Genomic DNA, 22,160 nt, shown 5'->3' on the forward strand with positions numbered 1-22,160 from the left:
CGCGGCTGCCGGGGCACCGCATCGAACGGGACATCATGGGCAGCGAGGCCGACCTTGTGTGTTTCGAGGTGTGTGGATGGCCCCGGCATCATCTTTTCATCCTGGCCTCGCATCCGCATCTTCGCGGCGCGCGCCGGTCTGCATGAGCCGCGTGAGCTGCAGCGGGCTCACGGGCTTGGTGAGGTGCAGATCGAAGCCGGCCTCGAGCGCGAGTTCTCGGTCGTGGAGCTGGCTCCAGCCCGTCAGGGCCACGAGCAGCGTGCGCTCGCCGCCCGGCGCGCTGCGGATCGCACGCGCCACCTGGTGGCCGGAGCGCCCGGGCATGCCGATGTCGAGCAGGCAGATCTCGGGCCCGTGCGCGTGCCACAGGGCAAGCGCCTCGTCGCCGTCGTAGGCCAGCCGCACGGTGTGCCCGTCGGCAAGCAGCAGCGCGGCCAGGGTGTCGGACGCGTCGCGGTTGTCGTCGGCGATGAGCACATGGCGGTGCCGCGCGCCGGGCGTCGGCCGGTCTTCCACCGGCGCGTCGCTGGCGGTGGCCAGGGGGCCGGCGGGCAGGCGCACGCTGAACACGCTGCCGCGGCCCGGGCCTTCGCTGTGCGCGCTCATGCTGCCGCCGTGCAGCTCCACCAGGCCTTTGGACAAGGCCAGGCCAATGCCCAGGCCGCCGCGCGTGCGTTCGCCCGCATGCCGCAGCTGCGCGAACATGCGGAAGACGTCGACCAGCGCGTCGGCCGGGATGCCGATGCCGTTGTCGTGCACCTCGATCACCGCTTCATCGCCTTGCCGCCGTGCCAGCAGCCGGATGCTGCCGCCCGGGTCGGTGTACTTGGCGGCGTTGGTGAGCAGGTTCGCCACCACCTGGGCCAGGCGCAGCGGATCGGCATCGAGCATCAGCGGGCTGTCGCCGAGGCACACCTGCAGCCGGTGGCCCTTGGCGTCGATCAGAGGCCGGGCGGTCTCGACGGCCGAGACGAACACGTCGCCGAGGTCGGTGGGCGCCTTGCGCAGCGTGAGCGCGCCGCGCGTGATGCGCGAGACGTCGAGCAGGTCGTCGAGCAGCAGCGCCATGTGCGACACCTGGCGGTCGATGACCTCGCTGCTCCAGCGCTTTTGCTGTTCGGTGGCGCGCGGCGACATGGCCAGCAGCGTGGCCTGGCGGATCGGGGCCAGCGGGTTGCGCAGCTCGTGGGCCAAGGTGGCCAGGAACTCGTCCTTGCGGCGGTCGCCCTCGCGCAGCCGCTGCTCGTCGCGCTTGCGCCCGGAAATGTCGGTGAACCACACGCCGACGCCGTCGGGAATCGGCGAGGCGATGCAGTGGAACCAGCGCGTGTGCCCGCCGGCACCGTCGACGGCGTCGAACTCGACCGTGTGGGCGGTCTCGACCGTGCGAACGAAATGCTGAAAGGCCGCGCTGTCGGCCCAGTGGGCGTGCAGCGGATCGAGCAGGCGCTGCCCCAGCAGGCGCTCGGGCGCACGGCCCAGGGTGTGGGCGGCCGCGCGGTTGAGGTAGACCCACAGGAAATCGGTGATGCGGTCGTCGGCTCCGCGCACGGGCTTGAGGATCACGAAGGGCGCGCCCGAGGCCTCGAGCACCGTTTCGAAGCGTCCGCGGGTGAGCCGCAGCTCGTCGCTGGTGTGCGCCTGTTCGACGAACACCGCGATCTTGCGCGCGCAGATGTCGGCCAGGGTGCATTCGCGCTCGGTGGGTGCGCGGGCCTCGTCCAGGTGCACGGTGAGCGCGCCCAGCACCTCGCCGTTCGCGCTGATCAGCGGCGTGCCATGCACCGCGCGGATGCCCTGTGACTCGAAGAAGGTGCGGCAATTGTCGAAGCGGGCATCGCTTGCGGTGTCGTCGATGACCACGCGCGCGCCTTCACGGCAGGTCTGCAGACAGACCCCGCCCGGCAGCCGGGCCGCCAGGGCCAGCGCATGGGCGTCGAAGCCGATGCTGGTGGCCAGGCGCAGGGCGCCGCTCTCGCGGTCGAGCAGGGACACGACACCGCGGCGCGCGCCGTGGAAATGGGCCAGCACCTCGAGCACCATGCGCAGCTGCTCGGCCAGCGTGGTGGTGGTGAGCAGTTGCGTGCCGAGCTCGTGCAGGCGGTGCAGGTCGTCGACCTGCTGGCTCAGCTGGGTGCGCGCGGCCACGAGCTGGGCCTCGACCAGGCGCCGTTCGGTGATGTCGACGGCGGCGCCGCGCAGGCGCACCGGTCGGCCCTGGCGCCAGACCACGTGCACGCGCATGAGCATGTCGATGCGGCCGCCCCCGGGACGGTTCAGCGTGACCTCGCGCTCGTAGCTCGCGGCCTGCCGCACGAACTGCTCGCGCAGGAACCGGCAGTGGTCGCGCACCAGTTCCACCGGCAGGCGGTCGATCCAGTTGGGCGCGAGCGCATCGGGTTCGGGCAGACCGATCAGCCGGGCAAGCGCGGGCGAGGCGCAGAAGGTGCGCTGCACCAGATCGACGTCGAACACGCCGATGCCCGTGCCCTCGATGGCCATCATCAGCCGGTCTTCGGCGACCGCGGCCCGCGCCCGGCTGTCCTGCAGCAGGGCCCCCATGGCCACCAGCGCGCCGCACAGCACCACCCAGATCACGGCGTTGGCGGGCAGGCCGAGCCACGGGCCGAGGCCCCACTGCAGCGCGGCGGCGATCGTGGCCACCAGCACCACGCTCGCGAGCCGGCGCCATTGCCCTGGGTCTTGAACGTGCCAGCGCCGCGTCATGGGTGCCGTTCTTGGGGCACCACGGCAATGCTGCCATCGGACTCCAGAATGGCCCAGCGCACCTGCTCGAGGCGTTCCAGGCCAGCCTTGTGCATTTCGCAATACACCTCCTCGGGCGTGATCCGCATCCGGTTCATCGCCGTGTCCATGAAGCGCCCATGGCAGGCGAGCACGACAGGCGAACCCGCGATCAGCCGCTCGGCCCGCTCGAAGCGGTGCGCCAGCAGCGACGTGGCGAACACCAGCACCATCAGCGTGGCGGCACCGGTGAAGGCCGATGTGAGCGAATGGTCCTGGCCCACCAGGGCTTGCGACACGATCTCGGGGATCATGAGCAGCGACACCAGTTCGAGCGGGGACAGCTGGCCGAACTCGCGCTTGCCCAGCACACGCAGACCCGCAAAGACGAACAGGTAGATGGCACTGACGCGGATGACGGTGTCCATGGTCGAGGCGGTTGGGTGTTCTGCGGCTCAGGGCAGCACGACGGTGTCGAAATCCAGGCGCACGAGGCCCGGGCCACCGCCCGGGCGGCCGTCGCTGGTGAGGTCGACCCAGCCGCGGTGACGGCCCCAGCCATCGGCCTCGAGGCGAATGTGCAGTCGGGTGCGCTCGCCCGCGCGCAGCGCCGGCAGCCCGACCGCGAGGCGTCCCGAGCGGGAGTCGGCGGCCGTGGCGGGGAGCAGATCGGCCCGCGAGAAGCGATCGAGGTAGCCCTCGGAGATGCCCAGGCTCAAGGCGGGCAGGGGCTGGTCACCGGTGTTGACCACCTCGATCAGCAGCGAGCCGCTGCCCCGATGGCGCAGGCGCGAGGGATGCTGCACGCGAAGCGCGACGGTGCCGGGGATCAGCGCGAGCTGCGCCGACCGGCTGATGTCGGTCGGCCCCAGCAGGCCCGACAACGCGAGGCAAGGCAGCAGGGCCAGCACCGGCAGGCCGATGGCTTCCAATCGGCCCAGGCGCACGCGCCGCACAAAGCCCGGCGGGGGGGCGGGGAGGTCGTGCGGCGGTGTGGGAGCACTCATGTGGGGCACTCCCGGCAATCGGTGTGCCCGGCCTGTTGCCCGGAGGCGGCATGTCCCTTGCCGGAGGGGGCCGCCGTGGGCAGTCGCCCGCGGCGACCGTTGTCCATCGAGCGAAGGAGCTGCCCATGAACCAAGTGAGTGACGTGATGACCCGCGGGGTGCGAACCCTGAACCCCGAAAACCGGCTGCGCGAGGCCGCGCAGGCCATGGAAGCGCTTGCCGTCGGTTCTTTGCCGGTCTGTCAGGGCGAGCGCCTGGTGGGCGTGCTGACCGACCGCGACCTGGTGGTGCGGGGCATGGCTCAGGGCCTGCAGGCCGACGAGGCGATGGTGCTCGAGGTCATGAGTCCGGATGTGCAGAGGTGCTACGAGAACCAGTCGCTCGAAGAGGCCGCGCAGCAGATGCGCGACGGCCAGGTGCGGCGCCTGCCCGTGGTGGACGCCGAACGCCGCCTGGTGGGCATGTTGTCGCTGGGCGACATCGCCGCAAAGGCCGGTGCGGACGAGGCCGGTCAGGCCCTCCAGGACATTTCCCAGCCCGCCCGGCCCGATCGCAGCGGCCTCTCGCAGGCCAGCGGGAGCGCGGGCGGCGGGCAGGACGCCGCGCGGCGCTGAAGGCGGAAGCCGAAAAAAAGGGGCGCCCTTCGGGGCGCCCCAATCCGGGACGACTGGCAAGACTCAGCGCGAGTCCCGGGAGGGGGAAGAGGGCGAAGAGGGCGTGGCCGGGGTGCCGGGCGAGCGGTCGGAGCGGTCGTTGTGTGCCGGCCCCGTCCCTCCCGTGGCCGTGGGCTTGAGCCCTCGGGCCATGTCGAGGTGCTTTCGCAGGGTGGGCAGGCTGCGCTCGGCGAAGGCCTTGACCTCGGCGTCTCCCGCGCCCTCGGCGGCCTTCTCGAACAGCTTGACCGTGTCCTCGTGGGCTTCGACGGCGATGTTGTCCACGTAGCGCCGCGTGAAGGTGTCGCCCTCCGAGGTGGAGAGGAGCTTGAGTTTGCCGCGCTGCAGCAGCGACGGTCTGTCCGGCAGTTCCACGCCTTTGCTGCGGGCAAGCGTGCGCAAGGTCTCGGCCATGCGCGTGTGTTCGTCCACCATGGTCTGCGCGTAGCGCTTGACCTGCGGGTCGGTGGCTTTTTGCAGGGCGAGCCGGCTGCCCTCGACCTCGGTATGGCCGTCCTCGGCGGCCTGCTTCAGGAACGCTTCGTCGGCGTGCCGCAGCGTTTTCCGCTCGGGCACAGTGCTGGGGGGCGCGGTCTGGCCCTTTTCGCGGGCGGGTGGGTCGCTTGCCGCCGGCGCCGTGCTCTGGGCCAGGGCCGGCGCGGCACCGAACGCGGCGGCGGCCAGGGCGGTGCACAGCACAGCGGACCGCGCGGGGCCGCGAAGGGAGGGGGTGGGGCGGGTCAACAGGCGGGGTGTTTTCATGGGCGGGCTCCGGTGAAAGGGGTGCCGGGGCTTGGCAAGCGCGGTGCCCGTGAGCCGTGCGCGCGGCCGCGGCCCCCGTAGGGTGGACTCGGTAAAGGCTGCCGCAGGCTTTGCCGGGCGGCGTGCCTCCCTCCATCGGCCGGCCACCGGTCATGTGGCCGTTTTCGCGAAAAAGCGGCCTTTGGGGGGCTTCATGGGGGTCATGGCGGGCGGCAGCGATCGCACAATGGCGACAAGGCTCGGGTTCGGGCATGGCCCTGACGGGTAGCGGGGTGAAAGACGCTCGCTAGAATGAATTTCATGGCATCGCAGATACCCAAGAAACCGGAAACGCCCGCGGCCCCCCCGGCCACAGGCAGCGACGACGCGGTCGTGCTCGAACGGCGCACGCAGCGCGTGCAGCCCCCCCAGATGTTCCAGGTGGTGCTGCTCAACGACGACTTCACCCCCATGGAGTTCGTGGTGCAGGTGATCCAGGAGTACTTCAGCAAGGACCGCGAAACGGCCACCCAGATCATGTTGAAGATCCATCTCGAAGGCAAAGGCGTGTGCGGCGTGTATTCGCGCGACGTGGCCAGCACCAAGGTCGACCAGGTGCTCCAGGCCGCCCGCAACGCCGGCCACCCCCTGCAATGCCTGAGCGAACCCGTTGAATAACGCAACAGCCGCCCCATCTGGCCTACAGTCGTCTCAAGACGCCCCATTCCCCCAGCCCAAGGACGTGTCCCATGATTGCCCAGGAACTTGAAGTCAGCTTGCACATGGCCTTTGTCGAGGCCCGGCAACAGCGGCACGAATTCATCACGGTCGAGCACCTGCTGCTCGCGCTGCTCGACAACCCCAGCGCCGCCGAGGTCTTGCGCGCCTGCTCGGCCAACATCGACGACCTGCGCAAGTCCCTGACGAACTTCATCAAGGACAACACGCCGCAGGTCGCCGGCACCGACGAGGTGGACACCCAGCCCACGCTGGGCTTCCAGCGCGTGATCCAGCGCGCGATCATGCACGTGCAGTCCACCGGCAACGGCAAGAAGGAAGTCACCGGCGCGAACGTGCTGGTGGCCATCTTCGGCGAAAAGGACTCGCACGCCGTGTACTACCTGCACCAGCAGGGTGTCACGCGCCTCGACGTGGTGAACTTCATCGCCCACGGCATCCGCAAGAGCGACCCGCCCGAGCCCGCCAAGTCCAACGAGAGCGCGGCCGAGAACGAGGAAGCCGCCGAAGCCAAGGGCAACGAGAAAGCCTCGCCGCTGGAGCAGTTCACCCAGAACCTGAACCAGATGGCCAAGGACGGCAAGATCGACCCCCTGATCGGCCGCGACTACGAGGTCGAGCGTGTGATCCAGATCCTGTGCCGGCGCCGCAAGAACAACCCGCTGCTCGTGGGCGAGGCCGGCGTGGGCAAGACCGCGATCGCCGAGGGCCTGGCCTGGCGCATCACCCAGGGCGACGTGCCCGAGATCCTGGCCGAGTCCAACGTGTACTCGCTCGACATGGGCGCGCTGCTGGCGGGCACCAAGTACCGCGGTGATTTCGAGCAGCGCCTGAAGGGCGTGCTCAAGTCGCTCAAGGACAAGCCCAACGCCATCCTGTTCATCGACGAGATCCACACCCTGATCGGGGCCGGCGCGGCCTCGGGCGGCACGCTGGACGCGTCCAACCTGCTCAAGCCGGCGCTCTCCAGCGGCCAGCTCAAGTGCATCGGCGCCACCACCTTCACCGAGTACCGCGGCATCTTCGAGAAAGACGCGGCCCTGTCGCGGCGCTTCCAGAAGGTCGATGTGGTCGAGCCCACCGTCGAACAGACGGTGGACATCCTCAAGGGCCTGAAGTCGCGCTTCGAGGAGCACCACAACGTCAAGTACGCCGTGGCCGCGCTGCAGGCCGCCGCCGAACTGTCGGCCAAGTACATCAACGACCGCCACCTGCCCGACAAGGCCATCGACGTGATCGACGAGGCCGGCGCCGCGCAGCGCATCCTGCCTGCGTCCAAGCGCAAGAAGACGATTTCCAAGACCGAGGTCGAAGAGATCGTGGCCAAGATCGCGCGCATCCCGCCCGCCAACGTGTCCAACGACGACCGCGGCAAGCTCCAGACGCTCGAGCGCGACCTCAAGAGCGTGGTGTTCGGCCAGGACAAGGCGCTCGAGGTGCTGTCGGCCAGCGTGAAGATGGCGCGCTCGGGCCTGGGCAAGGCCGACAAGCCGATCGGTGCTTTCCTGTTCAGCGGCCCCACCGGCGTCGGCAAGACCGAAGCCGCGAAGCAGCTGGCCTACATCATGGGCATCGACCTGATCCGCTTCGACATGTCGGAGTACATGGAGCGTCACGCCGTGAGCCGCCTGATCGGCGCGCCTCCGGGCTATGTGGGCTTCGACCAGGGCGGCCTGCTCACCGAGGCCATCACCAAGAAGCCGCACTGCGTGCTGCTGCTCGACGAAATCGAGAAGGCGCACCCGGACATCTTCAACGTGCTGCTGCAGGTGATGGACCACGGCACGCTGACCGACAACAACGGGCGCAAGGCCGACTTCCGCAACGTGATCATCATCATGACCACGAACGCGGGCGCCGAGACCATGAACAAGGCCAGCATCGGCTTCACGAACGCCCGGGAGTCGGGCGACGAGATGGCCGACATCAAGCGCCTGTTCACGCCCGAGTTCCGCAACCGCCTCGACGCCATCGTGAGCTTCAAGGCGCTCGACGAGCAGATCATCCTGCGCGTGGTCGACAAGTTCCTGCTCCAGCTCGAAACGCAGCTGGCCGAGAAGAAGGTCGAGGTGACCTTCTCCGACGCCCTGCGCAAGCACCTCGCCAAGAAGGGCTTTGACCCGCTCATGGGTGCGCGCCCGATGCAGCGCCTGATCCAGGACACGATCCGCCGTGCGCTGGCCGACGAGCTGCTGTTCGGTCGCCTCACCGAGGGCGGTCGCCTCAACGTCGACCTGGTCACCAAGACCGGCGAAGACGGCAAGGAGACCCAGGAAGTCGAACTCGACATCCAGCCGTTGCCCAAGAAAGAGGGCAAGGCCAAGCCGGAGGAAGCCACCGAGGTCTGAGCCTCGAGCGGCTCCCGTGCTCAAAAAGCCCCGCCTCGGCGGGGCTTTTTGTTGGGCGCGCCCCGGTGCCGCTTCACTTCACCGGGCAGGCGGCGCGCGGCGGGTTGCCCATGGGCTTGCCGCGCTCGGCCGCTCGCTGTTCCATCAGCCGCCGGTGTTCCCGAAGAATTCGCTCGCATTCCTCGGGCGAACGGGCGGCATGCATTTGCGCCCGGTGCTGTGCACGCTCCTGCTCGCTCATCATGGACCAGCCCGGCGTGTACCGCGGGCCGCTGCGCCAAGGGCGTGCCGCGGGCGCGTTGTCTGATCCCGGCGCGGCGGCCACCCCGCCCGACGCCGGCGCGGGGTAGTTGCCCTCGCCGGGTGTCGAGCGGGTGCCTTGCGCAACGCCCGTGCCGAGGGCACTGGCGATCCAGAGGGCCACGGCGATGGATCGGATCTTGGGGGTGTTCATTGCAGACTCCCTTTCAACGGTTTTGAAGATGGCGGGCGCGGCCGCATGGCCGCATGGCCGCACTGGAGGCCCAGGCTCAGGCCGAGGCGAATTCGCGCTGCACACGCCGCTCGATCTCGTCCTGGCCGAGGTGGCACAGGTTCAGCGGCAGGCTGGCCTTGAGCAGGCGACGGGCATGTTCGCCCATGGCCTTGTGGATCTCACCGAGGAACGGGCTGCCTGCAAGCACCAGCAGCGAGCCATAGGCGTGCTCGCGCGCGCCGTGCTCCAACTGCTCGGCGAGTTCGCGCGCGAAGCGCAGGTGCTCCCGGTGGTGGGCATCCTGGCGCGGCGCGTAGGCCATGCCACCGAACGCCCTGTCGGCGCGTTCGCGGCCCGGCCGGTCGTCGCCGAGTTCATGGGCTCTGAGCCGCCCCTCGGGGTGCGAGAAGCTCGCGACCTGCACCATCGGCGAGCCGCGTTCGCGCTGGAAAATGCGTGCGTCGGTGGCACAGGCCACCAGAAGCCATTCGATGGCAGGCATGGGAGTCTCCTTTCGGTGGGCTTTTGAATCGGTACCCCACGGTAGGCGCAAGGGCCCGCGCCGAACTTGATGCATCGCAAGATGGGTCTTCGTGCGGCCCTGCACAGTGCGCACATCAACAGCCCGATGCCGGAGGTGTGCGCCATGAAACCGTTTCAACGAATCCTCGTGCCCGTGGATGGCAGCGATGCCTCGAAGAAGGCACTCGACGCCGCCGTGCAACTGGCGCACGTCATGGACGCGCAACTGCGCGTGCTGCACGTGATCGACGAGCTGCCTTACCTGAGCGGCCACGAGTACGCCGGCGACTTGCTGAGCGCAGCGCGCACCGGTGCGCGCGAGGGGCTCGACGAGGCGATGACGCGCGTCAAGGCCGCGGGCCTGGCCTGCGACTCGCAGCTCATCGACGAGCTCGGGCCGCGGCTGGGCGAGTCGGTGGAGCGGGCCGCGCGCGACTGGATGGCCGACCTCATCGTGGTGGGCTCGCACGGGCGCCGCGGTCTCAACCGCATGCTGTTGGGCAGCGGTGCCGAGCAGATCATCCGCCTCGCACCGGTGCCGGTGCTGGTGATCCGCGTGGACAAGGCAGGCTGATCTAGGCCGCTGATCGGGCGGCCCGCGCCTTACGCGGCCACCTCGAGCTGGTCGATCACGCGCGAGACGCCTTGCGCGGCGTAGGCGGTGCCCACCGCGGCCTGGCGATCGGCCAGCGACTGGACGGTGCCGCTCAGCGTGACCACGCCACCTTGCACGTCGACGGCGATGCGCTGGGCCTCGCGCCGCGCGTGGCGCTCCAGTGCCGAGGCGATCCCGCGCGAGATCGCCAGGGCATCGGCACGGGCCTTGATGGCGATGTCGTTCGTCACGCCGCGCACGCCCACGAGCGGGCGCACCGCCTGCTCCGCGCTCATGCGCTGGTAGGCCCAGTCGGTCTCACCCGAGAGCCGGATCCAGCCATCGTCGACCTCGACCGTCACCCGGTCTTCGGGCACCAGGGAATGCCAGCGCAGCGCATGCGCCGCGGCCTGTGCGATCTCGCTGTCGGTGCGCGCGTGCCCGGGCGCCAGGCGCACCTCCAGGTCCAGCGCAATGCCGCCCACGCGTCGCACCGCGCGCTCCACCGCGTGTTTCTGCACGTAGGTGTCCAGCGTGCCGCTGAGCGTGACCACGCCGCTGTGCACGGCCACGCCGATGTGGGTGGTGTTGATGGCGGGGTCCCAGGCGAGTTCCGCCGCCACGTCTTTCTTCAGTTGCTCGTCGCTCTTCATGGAAAACACTCCTGTGGGTGAAAGAGGCCGGGGACCCCGCGGGCCTCGTCGGGAGGGCCCAGTCTGGGCCGCGCACGCGCTGGCGGCCTTGATGCGGCGCAAGTGGCGTCTGCCGCGGCGACCGCGTGCAGGTGGGCGGCCCATTCCGCGGCCCAGCGCGCCGCGTTGGGCACATGGCCCAGGCAGCAACGCACGGTGGTGGTCGTTTCGGCCAGCGCCTGCGCGTGCTCGATGCGCCGGTTCGGCTCGCGGCACAGCATCGACCACGGCACCGGGCGCAGCAAGGTGCCCAACCACAGTTGCACCCGCTCAGGCCGCCAGGTCTGCGAAACGCCGGTGAGCTTGCGCCCGTCCACCAGCACGTCGCCGGGCCCGCGCCCCGCGAAGCAGGCCCAGTGCGGCCGGGGTGGTCCTTGATGGTTGTGGGCGTCGATGCCATGGCCGCGCAGCCAGTCGCGGTGCAGCGCGCCGAACCACAGGGCCAAGGCGACCGGGCCATCGCGAAGGCGCGGGTGCTCGGCCGGCAGCACGAGCACGGCGCGCAGCAGCCAGGGTTCGGGCGGCGCCGCCCCAGCGCCGCCCGAGCGCAGGCAGCAGGGCCAGGGCATCCCGGTCGTCCTGCCACGCTGCGATCGGCCCAGCGACAGGCCGGCGTGCGAGGAAACGGACGCGAGCGCGATCGGCCGCTGCATGGTTCATCTCCGCGCGATGAGGCCTGGCCCGGATTTGCGGGCGCCCGGGTCGGGCCTCATGCCGCCGCCTTCAGCTTCGCGTCGGCCAGCTCGCAGCAGGCCTCGACGATGCGCGTCACCGACGGAATCACGGCCTGCTCCAGCGGCCGGCTGTAGGGGATGGGCACGTTCGGCACGCCCAGGCGGCGGATCGGCGCGGCCAGCGCGACCTCGTCCATGTGCTCGGCCACCACGGCAGCGATCTCGCCCGACAGACCAAAGCCCAGATAGTCCTCGTCCACGATGAGCAGCCGCCCGGTCTTGCCGACCGAGCGCAGCACGCTCTGCGTGTCCAGCGGCACCAGGGTGCGCAGGTCGATGACCTCGGCCTCGATGCCCTGCGTGTGGAGCGTGCGAGCGGCCAGCAGGGCTTTGTGCACCATCAGGCCGAGCGTCACGATGGTCACGTGCCGGCCTTCGCGCGCGACCGCCGCCTGGCCGAAGGGGACGGTGAAGGCCGTCTCCGGCACCGCGACGCTCGCGCCTTCCTGGTACTGCATCCAGGGCAAGCCCATGATGCCCCGGTGCAGGAAGACCATCACCGGGTTGTCGTCGCGGATCGCCTGCGTCATGAGCCCCTTGGCGTCGTGGGCGTTGGACGGCACCACCACCTTGAGGCCGGGCAGGTGGGCGAAGGTCGCGTACAGACACTGGGAGTGCTGTGCCGCGCCGCCATGGCCGCCGCCGATGGCGGTCATCAGCACCACCGGCAGCTTCACCTGGCCGCCCGACATGTAACGGTTCTTCGCCAGGTGGTTGTAGATCTGGTCCATGCAGACGCCGAACAAGTCCACCGACATCAGCTCGGCGATGGGCCGCAGGCCCTCGACGGCGGCGGCCGCGGCGGCGCCGATGAAGGCGCTCTCGGAACGCGGCGTGTCGCGGATGCGCTCGGGCCCGAAGCGTTCGAGCAGGCCGCCGGTTGCGCTGAAAACGCCGCCGTAGCGGCCGAAGTCCTCGCCCATCACGAAGACGCGCGGGTCGCGTTCCATCTCCTGACCGATCGCCTCCGCGATGGCCTGGGCCGTGGTGAGGATGCGTGGTGCGCCAGGGGCCGGGTGGCCTGCGGTGTTCATGGGGTTTCCTTCCTCGCCGCTCAGGCGAACACGTGTTCCGTGGCCTCCGAGGCGGCCGGGTACAGGCTGCCGCGCGCGAACTCGAAGGCCGCTGCGATGTGGCCTTCGGCGCGTTGCCGGATGCGGTGGTCGAGCGCGTCGTCGAGCAGCTTGCGCCGCCGCAGCGTGGCGGCCAGCGTGGCAATCGGATCGTGCGGGCGCGGTTCGCCCGCCCCGGTCGTTGGCTGGAACACCCTGGCATCGCCCTGGAAGTGACCGAAGTGGCACTCGGTCTTCACGTCGATCAGCGTGGCGCCGCCCCCCTGGCGTGCACGGTCCACGGCCACGGCCGCCGCCTCATAGACCGCGATGGCGTCGTTCCTGTCGACCGCGATGCCCTCGATGCCGTAGCACTTCGCGCGCTCGGCGCTGGACGCGCCAGCGGCGGCCCGGTCTTCCGCCCCCGGGATGGCCGAGCGGTTGTCTTCGCACACGAAGACCACCGGCAGCCGCCACTGACCCGCGAGGTTGAGCGATTCGTGGAAGATGCCTTGCTTGGCCGCGCCCTCGCCGAGGAAGGCCACGGCGATGGCCGGACTGCCCGTCAGCCGGGCCGCGAGCGCCGCGCCGCAGGCCGGCGGCAGGCTGGCGCCCACGATGCCGCTGCAACTGAAGCGGTGCGCCGGATCGAACAGGTGCAGATGTCCGCCCTTGCCGCGCCCCAGCCCCGTGACCTTGCCGAAGATCTCGGCCGTCATGCGGTCCAGCGGCACGCCTTTGGCAATGGCGACGTGGTGCGAGCGGTGCGTGCCCACCACGGTGTCGGTCTCGCGCAGGTGCGCGCACACGCCGACGGCCACGGGTTCCTGCCCGGCGGCCAGGTGCATCTCGCCGGGCACCGGGCCCGAGGCGATGTCGAAGCTCAGCCCCGGCGGGATGTCGGGTGGCCGCTTGCCTTGCAGATACACCTGCGCAAGGGTCTCTTCGTATCGGCGGATGAGGAGCATGGTCTCGTACATCCACAGCAGCTTGTCGGGGGGCGGTTTCGTCACGGGGGTCTCCGGCTCGTTGAACGCGTACGAGCAATCTAGGCCGGGTGACGAAAGGGAAGTTGACGCGGCGCAAGAACGCCGTCGGGGCGCCGGACGCGGGCCCGAGGCCCGGCACTGGGCGGCCGCGGTCGGCTTTTATCGCCCGGTCCCGGTGGTCCCCGCCTGGCGCGCCGAAGCCAGCGGCAGGCGCAGCTCCAGCGTGCCGCCGTCGCAGCGGCGCATGCCGAAGCCGGCAGCGCGCGCCAGGTTGAGCATGCCGTGGTTGCCCTCCAGGCACCAGGCCCGCAGCTCGCGCGTGCCGCCCGCGCGCAGGTGCTCGATCAGCCGGTCCAGCAGGGCGCGGCCCAGCCCGCGCCGCTGCCAGGGGGGCGCCACCAGCACCGCGAACTCGGCCACCTCGTTGTCGGGGTCGCACACCGCGCGCGCCTCGCCGCACAGCGTGTCGCCGGCCAGCGCGACGAAGGCCATCTCGCGCTCGTAGTCGATCTGGCAATAGCGCGCCAGCTCGCTGCGCGGCACCTCGCGGCGCGTGAAGAAGAAGCGCAGCCGCAAGTCCTCGGGCGGGCATTGCGCATAGAAGCGCTGCAGCCGTTCGCCGTCTTCGGGGCGGATGGGGCGCAGGCACAGCGGCTCGCCGCCGAAGGCCTGCACACGCTCCAGGCCCGAGGGGTAGGGCCGCAGCGCGAGGTGCGCGCCATCGCGCGTGGCTTCGGCCGCGTGCACACGGATGCGCGCATCCAGCGCCAGCGCGCCTTGCGCGTCCACCAGCAGCGGGTTGATGTCCAGTTCGGCCACACCGGCGAGGTCGCAGGCGAGCTGGCTCAGTCGCAGGAGCACGTCGACGACGGCGTCTTGTTGCGCAGGCGGTCGCGAGCGGTAGCCGCGCAGCAGGGCCGCGACGCGCGTGCGCTGCACCAGGTCGCGCGCGAGCACCGCGTTGAGCGGCGGCAGCGCAAGGGCGCGGTCGGCGCGCACCTCGACCGCCGTGCCGCCTTCACCGAACAGCAGCACCGGGCCGAACACCGGGTCGCTGGCAATGCCCGCGATGGTCTCCACCGCCAGCGGCCGATGGGCCATGGCCTGCACGGTGAAGCCCTGCAGGCGCGCGCCGGGCTGGGCGCGCGACACCCGCTCCTGTATGCGCTGCGCCTCGGCCCGCAACTGGTCGGCGTCGGCCAGGTTCAGCGCCACACCGCCCAGGTCGGACTTGTGCAGCACATCGGGCGAGACGATCTTGAGCGCCACCGGGTAGCCGATGCGTTCGGCCGCGGCGAGCGCGCCGTCCGCATCGGCCGCACGTTCGCTGGCCACGCAGGCGATGCCATAGGCCAGCAGCAGCCGCCTGACGTCCGGTTCGTCGAGCCACCCGCCCCCCCGGGCCACGGCCGCCTCGACCAGGGCGCGCGCGCCTTCGCGGTCGGGGTAGTGCAGCTCGGGGCGCGACTCGGGCAACTGCAGCAGCGCGGCCTGCGCGGCATGGTGGTCGCGCAGTTGCTGCCAGGCCGCGGTGGCGCGTTCGGGCGTTTCGTAGTAGGCGATGCCCTGGGCGCCGAACAGCTCGCGCGCGGCCGCCACGTGCGGCCCGCCGAGCCAGCAGGCCAGCACCGGCTTGTCCGTCGCGCGCAGCAGCGGCAGGCAGGCCTGCGCGATCGCCGTGGCCGAGGCGATGGCCGTGGGCGCGTGCATGAACAGGATGCCATCCACCTCGTCGGCCTCGATCAGGGGGCGCAGCGCATCGAGGTAGCGTTCGGGCGGTGCGTCGCCGATGATGTCCACCGGGTTGGCGTGCGACCAGTTGCCGGGCAGGCAGGCGTCCAGCCGCGCCAGCGTGCGCGGCGACAGGGCCGCGAGTTCGCCGCGGGCCAGCGCGTCGGCGGCGAGCACGCCCGCGCCGCCGCCGTTGGTGAGCACCGCCAGCCGCGGGCCGCGCCAGGTGCGCACGCGCGAGAGTGTCTGCGCGGCATCGAACAGCGCTTCCAGCGTGTCCACGCGCAGCATGCCGGCGCGCCGCACGGCGGCGTCGAACACGGCGTCGGAGCCGGCCAGTGCGCCGGTGTGCGAGGCCGCGGCGCGCGCGCCCTCGGACCCGCGTCCCGATTTCACCAGCACCACGGGCTTGTTGCGCGCCGCCGCGCGCGCGGCCGACATGAACTTGCGCGCATGCTTCACCGACTCGATGTAGAGCAGGATGGCGCGCGTGTGCGGGTCGCTGCCCAGGTGGTCGAGCAGATCGCCGAAGTCCACGTCGGCGCTGTCGCCCAGCGAAATGAAGTGCGAGAAGCCGATGCCGCGGGCCTGGGCCCAGTCGAGCATGGCCGTGGCCAGCGCGCCCGATTGGGTGACGAAGGCGCGCTCGCCTGGCAGGGCCTGGCCCGGCGCGAAGCTGGCGTTGAGCGCCTGGCCGGGCACCAGCGCGCCGATGCAGTTGGGCCCCAGGATGCGCAGCAGGTGCGGGCGCGCCGCATCGAGCATGGCCTGCTCCAGGCTGCGGCCGTCGGCGACCCGGCCTTCGCGCAGCCCGGCCGTGAGCACGATGGCCGCGCGCGTGCCCTTGCGGCCGAGCTGGTCCACGATGGCCGGCACGCTCTCGGCCGGGGTGCAGACCACGGCCAGATCGGGCGCGGCGGGCAGCGCGTCCACGCTGGCGAACACGGGCTGGCCGTCGAGTTCGAAGGGGCAGCGGTTCACCGCCCACCGCGGGCCCGCAAAGCCGCCCTCGCGCAGGTTGCGCCAGACCAGGGCGCCCACGCCGCTGGCACGCCGCGACACGCCGATGACCGCCACCGAGCGCGGGTGGAACATCTTGTCGAGATGGCGAATGCTCACGGTGCGGGCTCCTGCGGGGCGCCGGACACGTAGCGGCCCGGTGCGGGGATGGTGTGGCCGCGCACGCGCAGACCGGTCACCGGCCGCGCCTTCACGCGGCGAGACGATTGCTGGGCGAGCCATTGGCACCAGTGCGGCCACCACGAACCCGCGTGGACCTGTGCGTGTGCGAACCAGAGCAGGGGCTTCGCAGGCGCTTCACGTGGCGCCCAGGCGCCCGTGCGGTAGGCGGCCTCGGGGCTGGCCAGCGGGCCGTCGGGCGGGTTCACGATGCCCACGTTGTGCCCGCCGGCGCACAGCACGAAGGTGGCCGGTGCGCGTGCGATGCGCAGCAGCTGGTAGACCGATGTCCAGGGCGAGACATGGTCGCGCTCGGTGGCCAGCAGGTACAGCGGCACGCGGATCGCCTCCAGGTTCACCGGCTCGCCGTGGAACCGGTAGCGGCCATCGGCCAGATCGTTCTGCAGGTACAGCCGGCGCAGGTACTCGCTGTGCATGCGAGCGGGCAGGCGGGTGGCGTCGGCGTTCCAGGCGCGCAGTGGCGTCACCGGTGTGCGCGCGCCCATCAGGTACTCATGCACCAGCTTGGACCAGACCAGATCCCTGGAGTTGATGAGCTGGAAGGCGCCGGCCATGCGCTGACCATCGAGGTAACCATGCTCGGCCATGATGTCTTCGAGAAAGGCGATCTGGCTTTCGTCGATGAACAGACCCAGCTCGCCGGGTTCCTGGAAGTCCACCTGCGCGGCCAGCAGCGACACGCTGCGCAGGGTCGCGTCGCCACGCGCGCCCAGCCATGCGGCGGCCATGGCCAGCAGCGTGCCCCCGAGGCAATAGCCCATGGCGTTCACGCCCGCGCCCGGGCAACGCTTGCGCACGGCCGCCAGTGCGTCGAGCACGCCGAACTGCAGGTAGTCGTCCAGACCGAGGTCGGCGTCCGCACTGCCCGGGTTGCGCCAGGACAGCATGAACACCGTGTGGCCCTGCGCCACGAGGTGGCGCACCAGCGAATCCTGCGGCGTGAGGTCCAGGATGTAGAACTTCATGATCCACGAGGGCACCACCAGCACCGGCTCGCGCCAGACCGTGGGCGTGGCCGGCTCGTACTGGATCAACTCGACCAGGTGGTTGCGCATCACCACCTGGCCCGGCGTGAGTGCGAGCGTCTTGCCCGGCTCGAAGGCCTGCAGGCCGCGTGCCCGGCCGCCCGCGCCCAGGGCCATGGCGTCGCGCGCCCAGTTCGCCGCGCCTTTGGCCAGGTTGGCGCCGCCGGTGCGAAGCGTCTCCTGCAACACCTGCGGGTTGAGCAGCGGCACATTCGAAGGCGAGAGCATGTCCAGCCATTGGCGCGCCACGAAGGCCGTCACCTCTTCGTGGTGGCGCGACACGCCGCGCACCCCGTGCGTGGCCTCGTCCCACCACTGCTGCTGCAACAGAAAGGCCTGGGCGAGTGCGTTGTAGGGGAACCGTTGCCATTCGGGCCGGGCGAAGCGCTTGTCTTGCGGCGCTGGTGTCACGCAGCCCTCGCAGGGGCCCTGTGCGGCGCGGGCCAGGTAGTGCAGCCAGGCCTGCCACTTGTGCAGGGCGCTGGCCGCCAGTTGCGACTGCCGCGCGGGCGAAACGAGCAGGTGCAGCCACCAGTCCGTCTGCGCTTGCGCGAGCGAGGCCGGTGACAGGCCGTTCGCGAAGCGGGCAATGCCGACCTTCAGGGGCAGGTCGATCGCGGATGGGCCGTGCGACGGGTCGGCGTGCGGGGGGCTGCGCATGCTTTCATCATGGCCCGCTGGGCGCCGCGGCCCTTGCGCTACATCAAGGGCCGCCTGGATTGCCCTCGGATCCCGCGCTCGCGGCCGTAGCATGGGCCCATGAGCACGCCGTCCATGCTGGCCATGGCCATCGATGTCGCCACACGGCGGCTGGTGCCGCTGCAGCGGCCCAGGCCCCGACCCGGCCCGCGCGAGGTGCTGGTGCGCGTGCGGGCCTGCGGCGTGTGCCGCACCGATCTGCACATCATCGATGGCGAGCTGCCGCGGCGCGAGCCCGCCGCGGTGCCTGGCCACGAGGTGGTGGGTGAGGTGGTGGCGCTGGGTGAGGGCGCCCGGCTGTTCGCGGCGGGCCAGCGCGTGGGCATCGGCTGGCTGGGGCGCAGCTGCGGCGTCTGCCCGTTCTGCGCCACGGCGCGCGAGAACCTCTGCGACGCGCCCCTGTTCACCGGCTATGACCGCGACGGCGGCTACGCTGCGTACTGCGCGGCCGACGAGCGCTTCTGCTTCGCGCTGCCAGACGGCGTGGACGATCTGCATGCCGCGCCGCTGCTGTGCGCGGGGCTGATCGGATTTCGCAGCTGGCGCCTCGCCGGGGGGCGCCGGCCGAAGCGGCTGGGCCTCTGGGGCTTCGGGGCCGCGGCGCACATCGTGTGCCAGCTCGCGGTGGCGCAGGGTCAGCAGGTCTATGCCTTCACGCGCCCTGGCGACGCGGCTGCCCAGGCCTTCGCGCGCGCGCTCGGCGCGAGCTGGGCCGGTGCCAGCACCGAGGCGCCCGCGGGCGCACTGGACGCCTCGGTGATCTTCGCCCCCGAGGGCGCCCTGGTGCCCGCCGCGCTCGCGGCCACGCGAAAGGGCGGGGTCGTGGTCTGCGGCGGCATCCACATGAGCGCCATTCCCGCCTTCGACTACCGGCTGCTGTGGGGCGAGCGCGAACTGCGCTCGGTGGCCAACCTCACGCGCGCCGATGGCGAGGCCTTCTTCCAGTTGCTGCGCGAGGTGCCGGTGCACAGCCAGGTGCAGCCCTTCGCGCTGCCTGACGCGAACGCGGCGTTGCAGGCGCTGCGCGAGGGGCGGTTGCAGGGCGCGGCGGTGCTGGTGCCCTGAGCGGGCTTCGCATCGCCGCTCTTGCGCCAGATCAAGTTGCGCGGCCGCGCCAATGCCACCATTGAAGCCGTGCGCCGGCCGCACCCGTTCAACCGCCAGATGAGGACACCACCATGAGCAACCTGCGACTGCTGGACCCGACGTTCAGCGATGCTTTCGACAACGCCTTTCGCCGCCTCTTTGCACCCATGGCCTTCGACGCCGAGCCCGCGCCCCTGCTCAAGATGCGCGTGGACGTGACCGAGAACGACCAGGCCTATGAGCTCAAGGCCGACATTCCCGGCGTCAGGAAAGACGACATCAACGTGCGCATCGACGGCAACGTGGTGCAGATCGACGCCGAGGCGCACAGCGAGAAGGAGACCAGGGGCAACGGCGACAAGGTGCTGCGCAGCGAGCGCTACCAGGGCAGCATCTCGCGCAGCTTCAGCCTGGCCTGCGACATCGACCAGGCCAGGGTGGACGCGCGCTACGCCGACGGCGTGCTGTCGCTCACCCTGCCCAAGAAGACCACCACGGGCGCGCGCAAGATCACGATCCAGTGAGCGCGGACCGCGCCGACCCGTGTGAACCGCCGGCGGACGGGGGCGCGCTCGCGCGCGCGCTGGCCGCTCGCCTGGGCGCCACGCTCATCGAGACGCACATCTCCTGGGTGCTGCTCGCGGGCGAGCATGCTTTCAAGCTCAAGAAGCCGCTGCGCCTGCCTTTCGTCGACTACGGCACGCTGGCGGCGCGTCGGCACTGCTGCGAGCAGGAGCTGAGGCTCAACCGCCGCCTCGCGCCCTCGCTGTACCTGGACGTGGTGGCGATCACGGGCCCGTGCGAGGCGCCCGTGATCGGGGGCGAGGGGCCCGCCATCGAGTACGCGGTGCGCATGCGCCGCTTCCCCGAGGGCGCGCTGTTCAGCGAACGCCTGGCTGCGCAGCGGCTCGGCGAGGCCGAGATCGATGCCTGTGCGGCCCTGCTGGCGCGCTTTCACCGCCAGGCGCCGGTGGCGCGCGCGGACAGCGGCTTCGTCAGCGCAGCGCACCGCGCCGCGCTGGCGTCGGCCGCGCTCGAGGGCGCCGCGCCGCTGGCATCGGCCGAAGAAGCGGGCTGGCTCGCGCGCTGGTTGCGCGGGCAGGCGCAGCGGCTCGCGCCGCACTGGGCCGAACGGCTGGCCGGCGGCCACGTGCGCGAATGCCATGGCGACCTGCACCTGGCCAACCTGATCGTGGTGGCGGGCGAGGTGAGCGCCTTCGACGGCATCGAGTTCGATCCGGCGCTGCGCTGGATCGACGTGATCGACGACATCGCCTTTCCCGTGATGGACCTGCACGCCCAGGGCCGCGGCGACCTGGCGTTTCGCCTGCTCAACGCCTGGCTCGACGCGAGCGGCGAGCACGCGGGCCTGCCGGGCCTGCGCCACGCCCTGGTGTACCGCGCGCTGGTGCGCGCGCAGGTGGAGCGGCTGCGCGGGTGCAACGGCCCGGCGCGCCGCTACCTCGACGCCGCGCTGCGCTGGGCGCGCCACGCGCCGCCCTGGCTCGCCCTCATGCACGGCCTGCCGGGCTCTGGAAAAAGCTTTGTCTCGCAACAGGTGTTGCAGGCGCAGGGCGCCATCCGCCTGCGCTCGGACGTCGAGCGCAAGCGCCTCTTCGGCCTGCAGGCGACCGAAGACTCGCGCGCCAGCGGGCTGGACATCTATGGCGGCGAGGCCACGCGCCGCACCTACGACCGGCTGTTCGCGCTCGCGGGCGCGGCGCTCGGCGCCGGCTGGCCGGTGATCCTGGACGCGGCTTTCCTGCGCCGGCACGAACGCGAAGCCGCCGCCGCGCTCGCGCGCCAGGCCCATGCGCCCTGGCGCATCGTGCATTGCGAGGCGGCGCCCGAGGTGCTGCGTGCGCGGCTGCGCGCGCGCCGCGGCGATGCCTCGGAGGCCGACGAGGGCACGCTGCGCGTGCTGCAGGCCGCGCAGGAGCCGCTGACCCCGCAGGAGTGGCTCAGGACCGAGGTCGTGCCGCTCGCGATGGGCCTGGGCGCGGCGGCGCCCGGCGCCCCGGTGGCAAGCGCCACATGACATTTGCGTCACGTCAAGTCGGCAGCCCCCCAGGCGTCCTACATTGCCCGTCCGGTGACGTCGACCGACACGCACCAGCGACCCCGCTTTCAAAGGAGAAGGCCATGGCCACCAAACGCAACCACTCCCCTGCGGCATCTGCCGTGCCAACGCCCGAGGCCGCCTGGAGCGCCGCGAGCGAGCTTCCGCGCCAGCAAATGAGCCTGGCGACCGAGAGCGCCTGCGCGGTGTTCCGCGGCTTCGAGGCGATGCGCAAGATCCAGGAGCGTGCGGCCCACGACGCCCTGAGGCACCACGCGCAGGCGGCCGAGCGGCTCCGGCAGACCAGCGAGCCCGCGCAACTGATCGAGATCCAGGCCGACCTGATGCGCTTCGATGCCGAGGGCGCGACGCAGTACTGGCAACTCCTGGGCGCTGCGGCCTTGGACATGCAGCGCGAGCTCATGGGCTGCTACACGCAACTGATCGACAACGGCGCGCTGCAGCGGCTCACTTCGGCCATGGACAGCTTCAACGGCATGGCCAACGGGCTCGGTGTGCTGCAAGCCGGCGCGCCGGCACGCGAGCGGGCGACCTGAAACCTGTGGGCGCGCGCCGGGCCGGGTCAGCCCCGCCGCGCGCCGGCCAGCAGCCACACGGCCGCCACGAGCAGGCCGTAGCCGTGCACCTGCTCGATCACCGGCCCGCCGATCAGCGCGGCCTCCATGGCCGGCACGCCGGACAGCAACTGCCAGCCCACGCGCACCGCGAGGTACAGCAGCGCGGCCCAGGCCAGCCAGCGCCCCTCGCGCGCCTGTGGCCACAGCACCAACAGCACAAGGCCGTAGAGCACGCCCGACAGGCCCACGTAGTCGGCCACCTCGGGGTCGAACACCAGCAGCATGAGCGAGATCGCCGCGGCCAGCGCGGGGATGCTGCGCGACAGCGCGCGCAGCGACAACGGCGCGCGCGCGAGCAGGCTCACGAGCGTGAGCGCGAAGGCATTGAGCGCCCAGTGGGCCCAGCCGAGGTGGATCAGGTGACCCGTGACCAGGCGCCAGAGCTCGCCGTGCAGCACCGCGGTGCGTTCGTAGCGCAAGGCCAGGTGCGC

At 71.2% G+C, this 22,160-nt stretch carries 21 protein-coding genes; 8 read left to right on the forward strand and 13 right to left on the reverse strand.

Translation table 11 applies throughout. The annotated features are described in order from the left end of the window. Positions 1-96 precede the first annotated feature (96 nt). From G9Q37_RS06405 to G9Q37_RS06415, 3 genes are read right to left on the reverse strand one after another with little or no spacing between them, the layout of a single operon-like run. Positions 97-2,727 carry a hybrid sensor histidine kinase/response regulator gene (locus G9Q37_RS06405; RefSeq protein WP_166226171.1) on the reverse strand — a complete coding sequence of 877 codons (2,631 nt, stop codon included), beginning with the start codon at positions 2,725-2,727 and terminating at the stop codon, positions 97-99. Beyond that, a complete protein-coding gene (locus G9Q37_RS06410; RefSeq protein ID WP_166226174.1) occupies positions 2,724-3,173 on the reverse strand; it encodes a DUF421 domain-containing protein in 450 nt (149 codons plus the stop codon). Before G9Q37_RS06410 ends, G9Q37_RS06405 begins: the two co-directional genes overlap by 4 nt. Before the next feature lie 27 nt (positions 3,174-3,200). Then, positions 3,201-3,752, reverse strand: a complete 552-nt coding sequence (locus G9Q37_RS06415; protein WP_166226176.1) for a hypothetical protein — start codon at positions 3,750-3,752, stop codon at positions 3,201-3,203. Positions 3,753-3,877: 125 nt separating this feature from the next. On the opposite strand from G9Q37_RS06415, the gene G9Q37_RS06420 reads away from it, so the two are divergent. After that, positions 3,878-4,366: a CBS domain-containing protein gene (locus G9Q37_RS06420; RefSeq protein WP_166226179.1), complete on the forward strand. Its 489-nt coding sequence runs from the start codon at positions 3,878-3,880 to the stop codon at positions 4,364-4,366. A 63-nt stretch (positions 4,367-4,429) separates the two neighbouring features. Here G9Q37_RS06420 and G9Q37_RS06425 read toward each other — a convergent pair whose 3' ends face one another. Further along, positions 4,430-5,167 carry a DUF4142 domain-containing protein gene (locus tag G9Q37_RS06425; protein WP_166226182.1) on the reverse strand — a complete coding sequence of 246 codons (738 nt, stop codon included), beginning with the start codon at positions 5,165-5,167 and terminating at the stop codon, positions 4,430-4,432. Positions 5,168-5,467: 300 nt separating this feature from the next. Between G9Q37_RS06425 and clpS the strand changes: the two genes are divergently transcribed. Both clpS and clpA read left to right on the forward strand, forming a co-directional pair. Then, positions 5,468-5,824, forward strand: a complete 357-nt coding sequence (gene clpS / locus G9Q37_RS06430; RefSeq protein ID WP_166226185.1) for an ATP-dependent Clp protease adapter ClpS — start codon at positions 5,468-5,470, stop codon at positions 5,822-5,824. A gap of 71 nt (positions 5,825-5,895) precedes the next feature. Continuing rightward, entirely contained in the window at positions 5,896-8,232 is a 2,337-nt protein-coding gene (clpA, locus tag G9Q37_RS06435; protein ID WP_166226188.1) for an ATP-dependent Clp protease ATP-binding subunit ClpA, read from the forward strand. A 73-nt stretch (positions 8,233-8,305) separates the two neighbouring features. On the opposite strand, the gene G9Q37_RS06440 is transcribed toward clpA, so the two are convergent. Together G9Q37_RS06440 and G9Q37_RS06445 are read right to left on the reverse strand one after the other, a co-directional pair. Then, complete coding sequence (locus G9Q37_RS06440; RefSeq protein WP_166226191.1) at positions 8,306-8,686, reverse strand: hypothetical protein; 381 nt, start codon at positions 8,684-8,686, stop codon at positions 8,306-8,308. Positions 8,687-8,762: 76 nt separating this feature from the next. Next, complete coding sequence (locus G9Q37_RS06445; protein WP_166226194.1) at positions 8,763-9,209, reverse strand: host attachment protein; 447 nt, start codon at positions 9,207-9,209, stop codon at positions 8,763-8,765. Between the two features lie 144 nt (positions 9,210-9,353). Between G9Q37_RS06445 and G9Q37_RS06450 the strand changes: the two genes are divergently transcribed. Then, positions 9,354-9,803 (forward strand): universal stress protein, encoded by a 450-nt coding sequence (locus G9Q37_RS06450; RefSeq protein WP_166226197.1) that lies wholly within the window; start codon positions 9,354-9,356, stop codon positions 9,801-9,803. 29 nt (positions 9,804-9,832) lie between these two features. On the opposite strand, the gene G9Q37_RS06455 is transcribed toward G9Q37_RS06450, so the two are convergent. The 6 genes from G9Q37_RS06455 to G9Q37_RS06480 form a co-directional block, all read right to left on the reverse strand. Then, entirely contained in the window at positions 9,833-10,477 is a 645-nt protein-coding gene (locus G9Q37_RS06455; protein ID WP_166226200.1) for a BON domain-containing protein, read from the reverse strand. Next, entirely contained in the window at positions 10,474-11,169 is a 696-nt protein-coding gene (locus G9Q37_RS06460; RefSeq protein ID WP_166226203.1) for a lipoate--protein ligase family protein, read from the reverse strand. Before G9Q37_RS06460 ends, G9Q37_RS06455 begins: the two co-directional genes overlap by 4 nt. 56 nt (positions 11,170-11,225) lie before the next feature. Next, complete coding sequence (locus tag G9Q37_RS06465; protein ID WP_166226206.1) at positions 11,226-12,284, reverse strand: alpha-ketoacid dehydrogenase subunit beta; 1,059 nt, start codon at positions 12,282-12,284, stop codon at positions 11,226-11,228. A gap of 20 nt (positions 12,285-12,304) precedes the next feature. After that, entirely contained in the window at positions 12,305-13,315 is a 1,011-nt protein-coding gene (locus tag G9Q37_RS06470) for a thiamine pyrophosphate-dependent dehydrogenase E1 component subunit alpha (RefSeq protein WP_240936543.1), read from the reverse strand. Between the two features lie 135 nt (positions 13,316-13,450). Then, positions 13,451-16,141, reverse strand: a complete 2,691-nt coding sequence (locus G9Q37_RS06475; RefSeq protein WP_166226209.1) for a bifunctional acetate--CoA ligase family protein/GNAT family N-acetyltransferase — start codon at positions 16,139-16,141, stop codon at positions 13,451-13,453. Further along, positions 16,138-17,907 carry a PHA/PHB synthase family protein gene (locus tag G9Q37_RS06480; protein ID WP_166226212.1) on the reverse strand — a complete coding sequence of 590 codons (1,770 nt, stop codon included), beginning with the start codon at positions 17,905-17,907 and terminating at the stop codon, positions 16,138-16,140. Before G9Q37_RS06480 ends, G9Q37_RS06475 begins: the two co-directional genes overlap by 4 nt. A gap of 99 nt (positions 17,908-18,006) precedes the next feature. Here G9Q37_RS06480 and G9Q37_RS06485 point away from each other — a divergent pair, with 99 nt between their 5' ends. The 4 genes from G9Q37_RS06485 to G9Q37_RS06500 all read left to right on the forward strand — a co-directional run bounded on the left by G9Q37_RS06485 (position 18,007) and on the right by G9Q37_RS06500 (position 21,648). Beyond that, positions 18,007-19,011, forward strand: coding sequence for a zinc-dependent alcohol dehydrogenase family protein (locus G9Q37_RS06485; RefSeq protein WP_420810309.1), 1,005 nt, complete (start codon positions 18,007-18,009; stop codon positions 19,009-19,011). 113 nt (positions 19,012-19,124) lie between these two features. Further along, on the forward strand, positions 19,125-19,556 hold the full coding sequence (locus G9Q37_RS06490; protein ID WP_166226215.1) for an Hsp20/alpha crystallin family protein: 432 nt from the start codon (positions 19,125-19,127) through the stop codon (positions 19,554-19,556). Continuing rightward, positions 19,553-21,070 (forward strand): bifunctional aminoglycoside phosphotransferase/ATP-binding protein, encoded by a 1,518-nt coding sequence (locus G9Q37_RS06495; RefSeq protein WP_166226218.1) that lies wholly within the window; start codon positions 19,553-19,555, stop codon positions 21,068-21,070. Before G9Q37_RS06490 ends, G9Q37_RS06495 begins: the two co-directional genes overlap by 4 nt. Positions 21,071-21,174: 104 nt before the next feature. Then, positions 21,175-21,648: a phasin family protein gene (locus tag G9Q37_RS06500; RefSeq protein ID WP_166226222.1), complete on the forward strand. Its 474-nt coding sequence runs from the start codon at positions 21,175-21,177 to the stop codon at positions 21,646-21,648. Between the two features lie 26 nt (positions 21,649-21,674). On the opposite strand, the gene rrtA is transcribed toward G9Q37_RS06500, so the two are convergent. Further along, positions 21,675-22,148 (reverse strand): rhombosortase, encoded by a 474-nt coding sequence (gene rrtA / locus G9Q37_RS06505; RefSeq protein ID WP_166226225.1) that lies wholly within the window; start codon positions 22,146-22,148, stop codon positions 21,675-21,677. Between the last annotated feature and the right edge of the window lie 12 nt (positions 22,149-22,160).

Source organism: Hydrogenophaga crocea (genome assembly GCF_011388215.1).
Taxonomy (GTDB): domain Bacteria; phylum Pseudomonadota; class Gammaproteobacteria; order Burkholderiales; family Burkholderiaceae_C; genus Hydrogenophaga; species Hydrogenophaga crocea.

Coding starts and splice junctions, on each gene's coding strand:
- G9Q37_RS06405 (WP_166226171.1), bottom strand. CDS start 2,727: ATGACGCGGCGCTGGCACGTTCAAGACCCAGGGCAATGGCGCCGGCTC.
- G9Q37_RS06410 (WP_166226174.1), bottom strand. CDS start 3,173: ATGGACACCGTCATCCGCGTCAGTGCCATCTACCTGTTCGTCTTTGCG.
- G9Q37_RS06415 (WP_166226176.1), bottom strand. CDS start 3,752: ATGAGTGCTCCCACACCGCCGCACGACCTCCCCGCCCCCCCGCCGGGC.
- G9Q37_RS06420 (WP_166226179.1), top strand. CDS start 3,878: ATGAACCAAGTGAGTGACGTGATGACCCGCGGGGTGCGAACCCTGAAC.
- G9Q37_RS06425 (WP_166226182.1), bottom strand. CDS start 5,167: ATGAAAACACCCCGCCTGTTGACCCGCCCCACCCCCTCCCTTCGCGGC.
- clpS (WP_166226185.1), top strand. CDS start 5,468: ATGGCATCGCAGATACCCAAGAAACCGGAAACGCCCGCGGCCCCCCCG.
- clpA (WP_166226188.1), top strand. CDS start 5,896: ATGATTGCCCAGGAACTTGAAGTCAGCTTGCACATGGCCTTTGTCGAG.
- G9Q37_RS06440 (WP_166226191.1), bottom strand. CDS start 8,686: ATGAACACCCCCAAGATCCGATCCATCGCCGTGGCCCTCTGGATCGCC.
- G9Q37_RS06445 (WP_166226194.1), bottom strand. CDS start 9,209: ATGCCTGCCATCGAATGGCTTCTGGTGGCCTGTGCCACCGACGCACGC.
- G9Q37_RS06450 (WP_166226197.1), top strand. CDS start 9,354: ATGAAACCGTTTCAACGAATCCTCGTGCCCGTGGATGGCAGCGATGCC.
- G9Q37_RS06455 (WP_166226200.1), bottom strand. CDS start 10,477: ATGAAGAGCGACGAGCAACTGAAGAAAGACGTGGCGGCGGAACTCGCC.
- G9Q37_RS06460 (WP_166226203.1), bottom strand. CDS start 11,169: ATGCAGCGGCCGATCGCGCTCGCGTCCGTTTCCTCGCACGCCGGCCTG.
- G9Q37_RS06465 (WP_166226206.1), bottom strand. CDS start 12,284: ATGAACACCGCAGGCCACCCGGCCCCTGGCGCACCACGCATCCTCACC.
- G9Q37_RS06480 (WP_166226212.1), bottom strand. CDS start 17,907: ATGCGCAGCCCCCCGCACGCCGACCCGTCGCACGGCCCATCCGCGATC.
- G9Q37_RS06485 (WP_420810309.1), top strand. CDS start 18,007: ATGAGCACGCCGTCCATGCTGGCCATGGCCATCGATGTCGCCACACGG.
- G9Q37_RS06490 (WP_166226215.1), top strand. CDS start 19,125: ATGAGCAACCTGCGACTGCTGGACCCGACGTTCAGCGATGCTTTCGAC.
- G9Q37_RS06500 (WP_166226222.1), top strand. CDS start 21,175: ATGGCCACCAAACGCAACCACTCCCCTGCGGCATCTGCCGTGCCAACG.